This is a genomic window from Mesorhizobium sp. M9A.F.Ca.ET.002.03.1.2 (assembly GCF_003952365.1).
Classification (GTDB): domain Bacteria; phylum Pseudomonadota; class Alphaproteobacteria; order Rhizobiales; family Rhizobiaceae; genus Mesorhizobium.
On record NZ_CP034443.1, the window covers coordinates 3491900 to 3505707 of the forward strand.

Genomic DNA, 13808 nt, shown 5'->3' on the forward strand with positions numbered 1-13808 from the left:
GTGCAGCCGGAAACGCCAATGATCGACCTGCATTCCCATATCTTGCCCGGTCTCGACGACGGCTCGCCCAGTCTTGCCGAATCGCTGGAAATGGCGCGGCTGGCGGTGGCTGACGGAACGACCCATATGGCATGTACGCCGCATATCGTGCCGGGCATGTACGAAAACGGATGGGCCAATATTGCCCGGGCGGTTCAAGGGCTGGAAAAGGCGTTACGCCGCTTCGAAATACCGCTTGCTCTTTATGTCGGTGCCGACATTCACGTCGCGCCCGATCTGCCGGAGCAATTGGCGCTCGGCAAAGTGCCCACTTTAAACAGGTCTCGCTATTTTTTATTCGAGCCGCCGCATCACGTTTTACCGCCAAGACTGGAAGAACTAGCTCTGCGCCTCATAAGCGCCGGGTTCATACCGATTCTTACTCATCCCGAGCGGTTAACCTGGATCAAGGCGAATTACGATGTTGTTGAGAGGTTGAACGCAGTCGGTTGCCTTGTTCAGCTTACGGCAGACTCGATTGTTGGTGCTTTTGGACGCACGGCGCTTTACTACTCGGAAAAGCTGATTGACGAAGGCAGGGTAGATATTATCGCATCGGACACCCATGGCGCCACCCGCCGGCCGCCTGGGCTTTCGCAGGCTGTTGCCGTTGTTGCGAAGCGATGTGGGGAAGACGAGGCCCGCAATATGGTGTTGAAACGTCCAGGCGAAATATTGGCGAACCGGCCTCTCGAGCCGGTCGGAAAGTCACGCGCGAAGAAGCCTAGCCCTGGCAACGTTGGTCGCTTTGGAGGGTTGGGTCGCTTGTTGAAGGGCGGGACCGCATGATGGGCATTTTTCATTTTCCAAAAAGCTATATGGGCACCTTATGTGTCTTGTTCGCTTCAATCACGGTGTCTGCCTGCACGAGCACCTCCTCGACGACACCGTCCTCGCCGGCTTCGGTCGATGCGCTGCAACTGACTTCGGCGTCGGCGCCGCTTTCAGGCGGCGGCGCTCTGCGCGTCGTGAAGGATCTGCCGGCACCGCAGAACACGCAGGATGGCAGCGAGCAGCCTTTGTCTCCGAACGATGTGCTCGAGGTAAGTGTGTTCCAGGTCGACAATCTGAACAGAACCGTTCAAGTCGACGCCGGCGGGCAGATTTCGCTCCCACTTATCGGAACCGTCACCGCGGCGGGAAAGACCGTGCGTCAACTGGAGCAGGAAATCGAAACGACTTACGGCGCCAACTATCTGCAGTCGCCCGACGTGTCGGTCTACGTCAAGGAATCGATCGGACAGCGCATTACCGTCGACGGCGAAGTCGTTAGGGCCGGTATCTTTCCGGTGTCGAGCAATTCTTCTCTCATTGATGCGATCGCCCTTGCTGGCGGGTTCAATGCGGTTGGCGACGCGGGAAAAGTCTTTGTCTACCGCAATGTCGGCCAAAATACTCTGGTAGCTAATTACAATGTGGAGCAGATTCGTGCCGGCAAGAGTCGCAATCCGCGCATCTATGGCGGCGACAAGATTGTCGTCTTCGCCTCGAAATCGAAAATTGCCATGAACAACCTCAAGGACGCCCTTGGCGTCGCCTCGAGTGCAGCCCGAATTGCGGTGATTCCGTGAATATAACCATAGCTCGCCAGAATTCAGGACATAGACAAACCTAGGATTACCTCGCACCATGCTCGATCGTAACAGACAGCATCAAATTGCAGGCCCAGGACATGGCCAAGCCTTGTCTCCCGACCTGTATTATGACGGTGCGCAAAACTACAGCTCATACGGTCGCGATTACACGGAGCAGGACGAGGGCTTCAATCCCCTCAGACTGCTGTTTTACGTTGTCCAGTATCGGTGGCTGATCGTCATGATGGCAGCAGCCGGGCTGGTTGCCGGCGTCGTTGTCAGCATGATGCAGACGCCAAAATATCAGGCCACAGCGCAATTGGAAGTGTTGGTTCCTTCGGCCAAGGTCTTCCAGGACATTGAGGTGGTTTCTGAAAGCAGCGACTTGCGGGCCTTTCAAACCGCCCGTGAAAAGCTCAAAAGCCGTGCGTTGGCGCAACGCGTGGTGTTCCAACTGGGGCTCAGCGAAAAGCCGGACTTTCTGTTTCCGACACCGAGCTTCTCGCTTAGCAATATTTTCTATCGCGCGTTCGGAATCTCCAAATCGCCTTCCATTGAAGAAAAGACCCCGGAGGAACGTGAGAGGATTGCGATTGGCCGCATTCTGAAAGACCTCACGGTCAACCTTGTGACCAACACAAGTCTGCTGTCGATTACGTTTGCAGACCAGAAACCGAAATATGCAAGTGATATAGCCAACCAGGTCGCGCAAAGCTTTATCGACCAACGCGTCGATCAGACCAGCGAAACCTCAGACCTGGCACGGCAGTTCATCCAGGAACAGGTTTTGCAGGTAAAGCAAAAGCTTCAGAAGTCCGAAGAGGATCTGGTCGCTTATGCAAAGGACGTTGGCATCACGATCACCGGCGACGACAAATCGCTGATAGGATCGAACATCGAGGCTCTGAACACCGCGCTCGCGACAGCGATCCAGGAGCGTCTCGATGCCGGACGGATGGTCGACCAGATAGACAAAGGTCGCGGGTCGAGCCTCGGCCCGGTCTTGGAAAGCGAAGGTTTGCAGAAGATTACCGACAAATTGGCCGATTTGACCAGCCAGTATCAGCAGAAGTTGGGCATATTGAAGCCTGGATTCCCGGAGATGCAGCAGCTTCAGGCGCAGATCAAGGAACTGCAACGGCTTTATAATAATGGCGTTTTGACCATAACTGATTCACTGCGGCAGAAATACCAGGAGGCTCAGAACAAGGAAGCTGACCTCAGGTCCAAGCTCGCCGAGATGGAAAAGCAACAGGTTATCTTCAATGACAAGAACATCAAATACACGATTCTGAAGCGCGAGGTTGATTCGAACAGATCGCAATATGATAACCTTATAGCCAAGCTGAATGAGGTCGGTGTCAGCTCTGAACTAAAGTCGCAAAATGCAGCAATCGTTGATTTCGCGACGCAACCTAATAGTCCTTATTCTCCGCGTCTGAGTATTAATCTTGCGATTGCTCTGGCTCTTTTCTTGGCTACGAGTGCATCAATTATCTACATCATCGAATTGTTGAACAACACCTTTACCAATCCTGAGCAGATCGAAAAGGAGCTGGGATTGGCGATGCTCGGCATCTTGCCGCTTGTCGATGACCGGGAGCTCATGGCCAGCATCACCGACCAGAAATCAGGACTGTCCGAAGCCTACCGTTCACTTCGAACGTCGCTGCAGTTCTCTGGCGCCGAAGGCGCGCCGCGATCGCTGCTGGTGACGAGTTCGGAGCCCTCGGAAGGCAAGTCGACAACGTCGTTCAAGCTCGGGCAGGATTTTGCGGCGCTCGGCGCAAGGGTTCTCATTGTCGACGGCGATCTTCGAAAGCCGAACCTTCATCGGCTGTTTGGTCTCGACAACACGATCGGACTGAGCAATCTGCTGACGAACACCGTCCGCAAGGAGGATCTGGCGAGCATTTTCAGGGCGACGAAATATCCCAACGTGACCGTCCTGACCTCTGGAACGATCCCGCCGAACCCTGCGGACCTGCTCTCTTCGCCGAAGATGGCACTGATTGTTACCAATCTCGGCAAGCGCTTCGATCTTGTCATAATCGATGCCCCGCCGGTGGTCGGCCTTTCAGATGCGCCCATCCTCAGCCGACTTGCCGAGGGTACATTAATGGTCATCTCTACCAATCAGGTGACACGCAAGTCGGCGAAGACGGCGTTGAAGCGCATGCGCGCTGCCGGCGCGAACGTGGTCGGAGCCGCGATGTCGAAGTTTGCGGTGAACAAGTTCGATTACAACTACGCTTACAAATATATGAACTACCAGTATTACGACTACGGCACGAGTACCCCGAAAATTGAGGGCAAAGTCGATGACGGAGCAGACCAGCCGGCCTATGCAAAATCTCCGGCGTTCAGGCGTTTGGTTCGTCGCATCCGTTCTAGCGTTGGCGGCTTCGTCGATCGGGCTAAGTCGGTTTCTTGAAACCGAGACGCCAGCCGTTTCCCTCGCGCTGGATCCGCTGAACGTCAATGCCTTGATAAGCGAAATCACTGACGACCTGAACGACGCAAGCAACACTCCTGATCTTGATGCATTGCTCGCCAAGGCCGAGGGCGCGCTTCGCTTTGATGTGGCCGATGCACGTCTCTACAGCCTGATTGGCGAAATCAAATACCGGCAGGGCGAAAAGGACCAAGCCTATGAGGTCTTCGATCAAGCTCGAAAATTATCCAAGACCGAAATCCACGCGCTCCAGAGGTCCATTGGCCACTCGATCGAGATAGGCGATCTGTCAAAGGCTGTCGGCGAGATCGATGTATTGCTGCGACGATGGCCGGGACAATTTCCAACTGTCGCCGAGGGGCTGCCGACAATCCTCTCGAGTCCCGATGGATATCAGGCTGTGCTGGCAGCCATAAAGGCGGAGGCGCCCTGGAGAGCCAGTCTGTTCGTGGCTCTCGGCAAAACTCCCGAGGGGCTTGATTTCGCAAATCGGCTGCTGCTCGATTTAACCGGATCAAGCGCGCCACCAAACTCGAGCGAATTGTCGTATGTGATCCACGGTTACATTCGCCAGAAGGAATATGACCAAGCGTATCGGTTGTTTCTTTTCAGCCTATCTGATGAAGAACGGAAACTGGGTGGGTATATTTTCAATGGTACCTTTGAACCGGTCCCCAGCGGTAAGCCTTTCGACTGGCAAATCCGCGATCAGTCGGGACTGGAAGTTACCTTTGCAACATCCCAGGATGCGGTCGAAGGAGAGGGTGGGGCGACGATCCGCTTCTTCAATACGCCGGTCAAGAACGCTGCTCTCCAGCAGTATATTGAACTGCCTCCTGGCTCGTATAGAATTTCTCTGATCGCCTCCGCAAGGAACCTGAAGCTTCCAAAGGAACTGTTCTGGTCGATCAGATGCATGGGCCCAGCGGGCGAAATAGCGCGGTTCGACATTCCGGAGGGTACATACAATCGTCAGGCCATGAGCCGGGATTTTTCGGTTGGGTCGGCTGGGTGCCCCATGCAACTGTTGAAGCTGGAGACTGCCGCCATTGCTGAGAGCTGGCGCTTTCGATATGTCGGTACGTTGATAATGCACAAATTGAACATCGAGAGACTTTCATCTTGAGCGATCGGCCCTCGGAATGGGACAAATACCTCCTGGGATCGGTTCTTTTTTTAGCGCTGCTGATCGGCGGAGGGACTGCAAGCGGCCTCTATACGGACACGCTGATTGAGGTCGCGGCAATCATCTCGGCCGCGGCTGTCTTTTCACAGACATCCGGCCAGGGAATCCCTCGTTCTGTTCTGTGGCTGCTCATCTTCGCTGTGGCATTGGTGATTTTGCAAATCGTCCCACTGCCTGCTGCCATATTCAGCGGATTGCGACCGGAACTGTTGCTCCCAGATCCTTGGCTGGTTGGAGAAACCCGGCTTCGTTTCGTCAGTGTCGGAGTTGGGCGGACGATCGAATGCCTGTTGTATCTGGTGGCCTCAGCAGCGTTTTTCCTGAGCGTGCTGCGTTTGCGCACTGAGCAGGTCCAAGCGCTTTTGCCGTTCTTTTTTATGGGCGTTGTCTGCAATGGTTTGGCGGGGGCGATTCAATATTCGCTCTCTGACGACATCGCCATAGAGGGATTGTTGCCTTTTACGATCAATGCCGGGCTTTTTGCCAACCAGAATCATTTTGCGGCTTTGCTTTTTGTTTCTATTCCCTTCGTCGTTTATTACGGCCTGTTCCGCGGATACCTTTTGTCTGGATCGCTCGGACTGGTTGCGCTTTTGCTGCTGCTTTTGGCCGCCGGTTCGCGTGCCGGTGTTCTGATTGGCTTGGCGATTACCGTACTATCCGTTGTCTTTCTTTCAGCGCGTTCCAGGGCGAGTGGATTGAGCATTCTGGCGATTTTCATAGGGCTTTCGGTTTACACGATAGGCGCATGGACGAAGATCGATGCCGAGGCGGTTGATCCGGATTTCGGGCGAGGAGAATTTGCTCGTACCACTATTGAGGGAATCAAAGAAAATTTGGCGACTGGCGTCGGATTTGGGAATTTTCAAAGGGCCTATCAGATATACGAAAAGGAGGAGATGATTTTTGCGCAATACGTTAACCACGCTCACAATGATTATCTAGAATTAGCCTTCGAGGGGGGGATTATTGCAGTCTTTCTGATGGTGCTTTATTTCATATTGCTTTTTACGGCACTTGCCAGAGTTCGCCGAGATCCGCTTCAGAAGGCAGCTTTTCTGTCGGTGTCTTTTCTTCTCATCCATTCACTGGTCGATTATCCGTTGCGGACCGAAGCGCTTGCAATGACGTTTGCCTATATGAACGCCATTATCTTTCACAAAGGATTTGCTGCCCGTTTGGCCCAGAAGAACGAATTGATCGAGGTCGACCACAACGGTGGCAAGCTGTTTGTTCCCATCGAAACTTCGTCGTAGTAGCAGGCTGGGCACTGCGGCCGACATTTGCGGCATCCTAAAAGTCGGAGGGCACTTGAGCTCTTCGGCGCGAAACCTTCGACAGCGGCCTCGCCAGGACGGTCGACTGGTATTTTCAAAACGAGTGGTGGTGGGGGCCGATTCGCCGCGAGCGCTACGCCGGTGAGCGGCTGGGCGAAGCGCGGAAGGGAGCTACGTGAAGCCTGTCGTCACCGGGTGCGAGAACCGATAGCAACGGGTATAAGCGGTTGCCGGGCGTCTTTCTTGACCTGGGCAGTATTTTCCTGACGTTCGCAATGCCATTAGCTCGTTGAGCAGGAATTTCCGGGTTCTGGTTCCTGCGTGGAAAATTCATTCCCGAACCACTCTGGGGCAGGCCTGTCTTGCATTGTTATAAACAATGGCGATCTGCTAGAACGCCTGCACGAAAATAAGATTGTCCAGACGTGAAGCTTGAACCGGGCGGCTGAAAATTGCGCCTGATGCATCGATCCAAGATCTGGATGGCACGAGAGAACGCTCACAGTCCATGAACATCGCGCTTACGCACCTTCAGCGGCTCGAGGCCGAATCCATCCATATTTTTCGCGAGGTAGCAGCTGCCTTCGCCAAGCCGGTCATGCTTTATTCAGTCGGCAAGGATTCCTCCGTGCTTATGCACCTTGCGATGAAGGCGTTTTATCCCGCCAAGCCGCCCTTTCCCTTTCTCCACGTCGACACGACCTGGAAATTTCGCGAGATGATCGCCTTTCGCGATCAGATGGCACAAAAGCTCGGCTTTGATCTCCTGGTCCATGTCAACGGGGATGGTGTACGCGACAACATCAATCCCTTCGATCATGGCTCGAACACCCACACGCATGTGATGAAGACCGTGGCGCTGCGGCAGGCGCTCGACAAATACGGCTTCGATGCAGCCTTCGGCGGGGCGCGGCGTGACGAGGAGAAGTCGCGTGCCAAGGAGCGGATATTCTCCTTCCGCAACGCCCAGCACACCTGGGATCCGAAGAACCAGCGGCCGGAGATGTGGAAGATATTCAATACCCGCATCGCGACCGGTGAATCGATCCGCGTCTTTCCGTTGTCGAACTGGACCGAGCTCGATATCTGGCAGTACATTCTCCAGGAAGACATCCCGATCGTGCCGCTCTATTTCGCCAAGGAACGACCGGTCGTCGAACGCGACGGCATGCTCATTTTGAGGGATGACGACCGTATGGAATTGCGCCCGGGCGAGACGGTGGAGAACCGGCTGGTGCGCTTCCGAACCCTTGGCTGCTATCCGCTGACCGGCGCGATCGAATCGGACGCCGATACGCTGGAGGCCATTGTCGGCGAAATGCTCACGGCGCGCACCTCTGAACGGCAGGGCCGCCTGATCGATCGTGACGAAGCCGGCTCGATGGAAAAGAAGAAGCGCGAAGGGTACTTTTGAGCATGCGCCACATCATGGCCAAGAGCCTCGCCTCCACCGACGGCATTCGTGACTATCTGGCGGTGCAGGAACAAAAGTCGCTGCTGCGCTTCCTGACCTGCGGTTCCGTGGACGACGGCAAGTCGACGCTGATCGGGCGCCTGCTTTCAGATACCAAGCAGATTTTCGAGGATCAGCTTGCCGCGCTCGAGCGAGATTCGCGCAAGCACGGGACGACAGGCGACGACGTCGATTTCGCGCTGTTGGTCGATGGCCTCGAAGCCGAGCGCGAGCAGGGCATCACCATCGATGTCGCCTATCGCTTTTTCGCCACGCCGAAACGCAAATTCATCGTTGCCGACACGCCCGGTCACGAACAATACACGCGCAACATGGCAACCGGCGCGTCGACAGCCGATTTGGCTATCGTGCTGATCGACGCCCGGCAGGGCGTGCTGCGCCAGACAAGGCGCCACTCGATCATCGCCTCGCTGCTGGGCATCCGGCACATCGTCCTGGCCGTCAACAAGATCGATCTCGTCGGCTTCGACAAGGCCGTGTTCGACCGGATCATCGAGGACTATCGGCAATTCTCGCACAAGCTCGGTTTCGAGACGATCGTGCCCATCCCTATGTCTGCCCGTTACGGCGACAACGTTACCAGCCGCTCGGACAAGACAGAATGGTATTCCGGCCCGACGCTGATCGAACATCTGGAAACCGTGTCGGTCGATGAAGCCGTTGTCGAATTGCCGTTCCGTTTTCCGGTGCAGTATGTGAACCGCCCCAATCTCGACTTTCGCGGTTTTGCCGGCACGATTGCGTCCGGTTCGGTCTCACCAGGCGACGAGGTCGTTGTCGCCAAATCCGGCAAGGCCTCTCATGTCAGGCGCATCGTCTCGCATGGCGGCGACCTGAGCCAAGCGGTGGCAGGCCAGGCCATCACCCTTGTTCTCGACGACGAGGTCGAGGTTTCGCGCGGCAACATGCTGGTGTCGCCGTCGGCGCGGCCGCAGGTCGCCGACCAGTTCGCCGCCAACATCGTCTGGTTCAACGAGCATGCGCTGCTGCCGGGCCGCTCCTACATCCTGCGAACCGAGACCGATCAGACCAGCGCCACTGTCACCGACTTGAAATACCGCGTCAACGTCAACGACTTCGCCCATGAGGCGGCCAAGTCGCTCGAAATGAACGAGGTCGGCATTTGCAACATCTCGACGCGGGCGCCGATCGCCTTCGATACTTTCGCCGAGAACCGCACGACCGGTGCCTTCATCCTGATCGACCGGATCACCAACGCGACGGTCGGCGCTGGCATGATCCTGCATTCGCTGCGCCGCGCCGAGAACATCCACTGGCAATCGCTCGATGTCGGCAAGCACGGCCGCGCCGATATGAAGAACCAGCGGCCCGCCGTGTTCTGGTTCACCGGGCTCTCGGGCTCCGGCAAATCGACCATCGCCAACCTTTTCGAGAAGAAGCTGTTCGCCACCGGCCGCCATACCTACATCCTGGATGGTGATAACGTCCGCCATGGCCTCAATCGCGATCTTGGCTTTACCGACGCCGACCGCGTTGAAAATATTCGCCGCGTGGCCGAAGTTGCGCGCTTGATGGCCGATGCCGGGCTGATCGTCATCGTTTCTTTCATTTCGCCCTTCAGCGCCGAGCGGCGCATGGCGAGGGAATTGATGGCCGACGGTGAATTCATCGAGGTGTTTGTCGACACACCCTTTGAGGAATGCGCCAGACGCGATCCGAAGGGCCTCTATGCGCGGGCGTTGAACGGCGAGATCAAGAATTTCACCGGCGTCGATTCACCGTATGAAACCCCGGAAAAACCCGAGATCCATCTCAAGACGCTCGGCAAGTCTGCCGAGGAGATGGTGGAGGCCCTGGAACTCTGGCTGAATGAGCGCGACATTGCCGAAAACCAATACGATAGCGGCGGCGGCATCTGACGACGAAGTGATGCTCGGCGTGTTCGAGCGCCTCGCCCTGGCGGCGGGGCGCGAGGTGATGCGCGTTTTCGAAGCCGGCTGCGCGGTCGATCAGAAATCAGACAGTTCGCCGGTGACCGAGGCCGATCGCGAGAGCGAAAAAATCATCCTCGCCGGGCTGCGCGCAGCCTACCCCGATATTCCTTGCGTGGCCGAGGAAGAGGCGTCGGCCGGCATCGTTCTGCCTGACCTCGGCGACGCCTTCTTTTTGGTGGATCCGCTCGACGGTACCAAGGAATTCGTCAACCGCAGGACCGACTTCACTGTCAACATTGCGCTCGTTCGCCGCGGCGTGCCGGAGGTCGGTGTTGTCTTCGCGCCATGCACCGGCCGCTTCTTTTCCGGCCGGCCGGGCAGGGCGGAAGCAATCGAAGTCAGCGGCGACTACCAGATCGTCGGCCGCCGGCCGATTTCGGCCAGGGCGGGTGTGGCGCCACTGACCATCGTCGCCAGCCGGTCCCACAATACGCCCGAGACCGATGCCTATATCCGCACGGCGGGTGCTGCCGAGATCGTCTCGGTCGGCTCGTCGCTGAAATTCTGTCTTGTCGCCGGCGCCGAGGCCGACGTCTATCCGCGCTTCGGCCGCACCATGGAGTGGGATACCGCGGCCGGCGATGCGGTGCTGCGCGCAGCCGGCGGCATGACGCGCATGCTCGACGGCCAGCCGCTGGCCTACGGCAAGCGCAACCAGAGCGATGACGAGGACTTCGCCAATCCGCATTTCATCGCCAGCGGCAAAATAGCCGGGCCCACCTGACGATTATTGCGTTGTTCTCACTCAAGGGCGTGTCGCATCGGTGACGGGTGCCTCGCGTGGCCCCGGCTTCGCCATGGCCAAGGCACTTGCGGAAAACGGCGGGACGGTGATCGTCAATGCCCGCGACGTGGCCGCTCTCTCCACGGTGGCGGAAGGGATCGGTGCCGAAGGCCTTCCGTTCGACGTCATGACGCAGTGATCTCAAGGGCGTCGCTCGAAGGAATTGTCGAACGCCACGGCCGCCCCGATATTCTGGTCAACAACGCCGGAATCCAGCATCGTAGACTGCATCACGGTGCGCGATCGGTCAGCGCATTTGCACCTTCCTCCGCGGCGCAATGTGCGCAGCAGTAGATGACGTCATCTTGTTCGACGCCATGTCCGACGATCCGGCATCCGCAATGCGGACACATCGGAGCAAGTTTATGGATCGCGCATTCGAAGCTGTCGAAGGTGTAGGTTTCGTCAGCTAGCTTCACTTCGAAAGCCTTGTCGTAGTCGTTCCCGCATTGATCGCATCTGGCCATAGTTCTTTTCCTTCTTCATTGGCTCAAGCTCGACCAACCTGTCGCGTGCCGATAAGTTCCCGTCAGGATCGTCGATTTTTCCTAACCAGGAGACGAGCGCACGCCTGCCTCAAGCACGCTGCTTGATCAAGCCGATCACCTCGTCGACGCCTCGCGGCTCGATGTCGAGTTCCTTCAGGCCTGGCGTGTCGATCGCTGCCACATTGTCGTGACGCATAAGTTCGATCTGGTTGCGCGTTATGGGCGCGGCCGGAAGAAGTTCCGCGACGCCGGCCAGTGCGCTCCACACCGCAAACGGCACCGGCATCAGCCGGACGTGAGTATCGACCTGTTGCGCGATCTCCTGAAGCAGTTCCTTATAGGTATAGATCCGCGGGCCACCGAACTCGAATATCGATGAACCCTTGTGGATTTGTCCGTCGATCAGCCGGCTCACTGCTTCTGCAATGTCTGCCACATAGACCGGCTGAAGCCGAGTGCCACCATCGCCGAACAGCGGATAGACCGGCAGGAGGCGTATCAGTTTAACGATGGTCGTAAGGAAAGCGTCGTCAGGTCCCGTCATGACGGCGGGACGCACAATGAAGGCGCCGGGAAATGCGTTCGCCACGGCCACTTCTCCGCGTCCACGTGCGCTGATGTAATTCGAATCCGATTGAGGATCGGAGCCGATTCCCGATATCTGGATGAATTGGTCGACCTCGCTATCGCGCGACGCTGCGGCGAGATCCGCTGCGGCTTTCACATGGACGCGTTCAAAAGTCTGAACGCCCTGCTCGACATAAAGACTGACAGCATTCACGACCGCCTGTGATCCAGCAATGGCCGAGCCGATCGAGGAGGCATCTAATATATCCGCCTCCACGGCTTCGGGCATCCTTGCAGCCGAGGAAAAGACCGGGCCTACCCGGGCCGGGTGGCGGGATGCGGCTCGGACCGTAAAACCCCTTTCCAGGAGCCGCTTCACGGTCCTGCGCCCGAGAAAGCCCGTTCCGCCGAACACAGTGACAATCCGTTTTGTGTTGAGATCGTCACGATCCATTTGCCCTGCCATCCCTTGTCTTCGCATGCCTGCCGAACGCCTGCCGCGAGGATTGCCCTTGGTCCGGCATATGAACCAGCCCGTCGAACATCAGGACGATTGGACAACAACGCAGGGAGGCTTTTGTTCCAGTCGGCGCTGGGTCGATCGAGCGACGACCGATATCGTTGTGAAAGAGGCGTGCGAATGTCTAAATCAGGACTTCACGTCGCCATCGCGGTCGAGGCGCTCGTCGATGCGATCCCCCAGAGCGTCATCGTGCGGCCGGTCTGGCATGTATCCTGCCGATGTCGGCCAGCGATCAGGACGCGACCTAGTCGATGATCTCGAAAAGGCGACATTCCTTCTGGCTAGGTTGTGATCGTGCGCGTGCGGCTCTACGCGGCGGCGACGTGCGCCGAATTCGACCCGATATAGTTGCGGATCGTCTCGATGATCCGGTCCTGGTCGGCCTCGCTCAGATAAGGATGCATGGGCAGGCACAGGATGCGCTTCGGCAACTCCTCCGAAACGGCAAGACCCGTCGGCGTCCGCGGATAGTCGCGGTAGGCGATCTGGCTGTGCAAGGGCTTCACATAATAGATGACCGAGGGAATGCCCTTTTCCCCGAGATGCGCCTTGAGCCCGTCGCGCTTCGGCGTCTCGATGGCATATTGCGCCCAGGCTGAACGGCTGCCGTCGAGGTTGCGTGCCGCCTTGACGATATCGCCGAGGCCTTCGGCGTAACGATTGGCGACCGCTTGCCGGGCAACCATCTCGTCTTCGAGAATGGCCAGCTTCTCGATCAGGATCGCCGCCTGCAGCGTGTCGAGCCGCGAATTGATGCCGACGCGGACATTGTCATATTGGGTTTCGCCCTTGCCGTGGAAGGCGAACGAGCGAAGTTGTTCGGCCAGCGCATCGTCATTGGTGAACATCGCGCCGCCGTCGCCATAGCAGCCGAGCGGCTTTGCCGGGTAGAAGCTGGTCGAGCCGACCGTGCCGAACGAACCGCACATCTTGCCGTCGATCGAGCCGCCGATCGCCTGCGCGGCGTCTTCGATCACCATCAGCCCTTCGCGGTTGGCGATGGTCATGATCGCCTCGTAGTCGGCGGCGAGCCCGAACAGGTCGACCGGAATGATCGCCCTTGGCTTCAGCCGGCCTTCCGCCTTGATCATGGCGATGGCCGCCTCGAGGCTGGCGACGTCGATATTATAGGTATTGGGATCGACGTCGACGAAAACCGGCTCGGCCTTGGCCAGCGCCACCACTTCCGCCGTGGCGGCGAAGGTGAAACTCGGCACGAACACCGCGTCACCCGGGCCGATGCCCGCCGCAAACAATGGCAGCAGCAGTGCGTCGGTGCCGTTGGCGCAGGCGACGACATGCTTGGTGCCGATATAGGCGGCGAGCTTGTTTTCGAATTCGGTGACCTCAGGTCCCAGAATATAGCGTCCCTCGTCGACGACGCGGTCGATGGCTACTTTCAGCCTGTCGCGGATTCGTTCGCGCTGCGCGCCAAGATCGATGAACTGCATGTCGGCCTCAAAAGGTCCTAGCCAGATAACCGGCC

Annotated in this window: 12 protein-coding genes and 1 pseudogene; 10 read left to right on the forward strand and 3 right to left on the reverse strand. The window is 57.6% G+C overall.

Annotation, left to right across the window (positions count from 1 at the left end; all coding sequences use genetic code 11):
* Positions 1-18: 18 nt before the first annotated feature.
* The 10 genes and pseudogenes from EJ066_RS16810 to EJ066_RS32075 all read left to right on the forward strand — a co-directional run bounded on the left by EJ066_RS16810 (position 19) and on the right by EJ066_RS32075 (position 10883).
* On the forward strand, positions 19-828 hold the full coding sequence (locus tag EJ066_RS16810; RefSeq protein WP_126039832.1) for a CpsB/CapC family capsule biosynthesis tyrosine phosphatase: 810 nt from the start codon (positions 19-21) through the stop codon (positions 826-828).
* Positions 825-1610, forward strand: coding sequence for a polysaccharide biosynthesis/export family protein (locus tag EJ066_RS16815; RefSeq protein ID WP_245454910.1), 786 nt, complete (start codon positions 825-827; stop codon positions 1608-1610). Before EJ066_RS16810 ends, EJ066_RS16815 begins: the two co-directional genes overlap by 4 nt.
* A 58-nt stretch (positions 1611-1668) precedes the next feature.
* A complete protein-coding gene (locus tag EJ066_RS16820) occupies positions 1669-4047 on the forward strand; it encodes a polysaccharide biosynthesis tyrosine autokinase (RefSeq protein WP_126039834.1) in 2379 nt (792 codons plus the stop codon).
* Positions 3935-5194, forward strand: a complete 1260-nt coding sequence (locus tag EJ066_RS16825; RefSeq protein WP_189644290.1) for a hypothetical protein — start codon at positions 3935-3937, stop codon at positions 5192-5194. The genes EJ066_RS16820 and EJ066_RS16825 overlap by 113 nt, the downstream gene beginning before the upstream one ends.
* Positions 5191-6510: an O-antigen ligase family protein gene (locus EJ066_RS16830; protein ID WP_126039836.1), complete on the forward strand. Its 1320-nt coding sequence runs from the start codon at positions 5191-5193 to the stop codon at positions 6508-6510. The genes EJ066_RS16825 and EJ066_RS16830 overlap by 4 nt, the downstream gene beginning before the upstream one ends.
* Before the next feature lie 71 nt (positions 6511-6581).
* Positions 6582-6710 (forward strand): annotated as a pseudogene (locus EJ066_RS32070) (dTDP-glucose 4,6-dehydratase); the annotation flags it as partial.
* 329 nt (positions 6711-7039) lie between these two features.
* Positions 7040-7945, forward strand: a complete 906-nt coding sequence (cysD, locus tag EJ066_RS16840) for a sulfate adenylyltransferase subunit CysD (RefSeq protein ID WP_126039838.1) — start codon at positions 7040-7042, stop codon at positions 7943-7945.
* Between the two features lie 2 nt (positions 7946-7947).
* On the forward strand, positions 7948-9885 hold the full coding sequence (gene cysN / locus EJ066_RS16845; RefSeq protein WP_189644291.1) for a sulfate adenylyltransferase subunit CysN: 1938 nt from the start codon (positions 7948-7950) through the stop codon (positions 9883-9885).
* Between the two features lie 10 nt (positions 9886-9895).
* Complete coding sequence (cysQ, locus tag EJ066_RS16850; protein ID WP_189644534.1) at positions 9896-10684, forward strand: 3'(2'),5'-bisphosphate nucleotidase CysQ; 789 nt, start codon at positions 9896-9898, stop codon at positions 10682-10684.
* 40 nt (positions 10685-10724) lie between these two features.
* Positions 10725-10883, forward strand: coding sequence for an SDR family NAD(P)-dependent oxidoreductase (locus EJ066_RS32075; RefSeq protein WP_245454911.1), 159 nt, complete (start codon positions 10725-10727; stop codon positions 10881-10883).
* 91 nt (positions 10884-10974) lie between these two features.
* Here the strand turns inward: EJ066_RS32075 and EJ066_RS16860 are convergent, their stop codons facing one another.
* The 3 genes from EJ066_RS16860 to EJ066_RS16870 form a co-directional block, all read right to left on the reverse strand.
* A complete protein-coding gene (locus EJ066_RS16860) occupies positions 10975-11211 on the reverse strand; it encodes a hypothetical protein (RefSeq protein WP_126039842.1) in 237 nt (78 codons plus the stop codon).
* 109 nt (positions 11212-11320) lie between these two features.
* Positions 11321-12253 carry a complex I NDUFA9 subunit family protein gene (locus tag EJ066_RS16865; protein ID WP_245454912.1) on the reverse strand — a complete coding sequence of 311 codons (933 nt, stop codon included), beginning with the start codon at positions 12251-12253 and terminating at the stop codon, positions 11321-11323.
* Positions 12254-12630: 377 nt separating this feature from the next.
* Positions 12631-13773 carry a DegT/DnrJ/EryC1/StrS aminotransferase family protein gene (locus EJ066_RS16870; RefSeq protein WP_126039846.1) on the reverse strand — a complete coding sequence of 381 codons (1143 nt, stop codon included), beginning with the start codon at positions 13771-13773 and terminating at the stop codon, positions 12631-12633.
* Between the last annotated feature and the right edge of the window lie 35 nt (positions 13774-13808).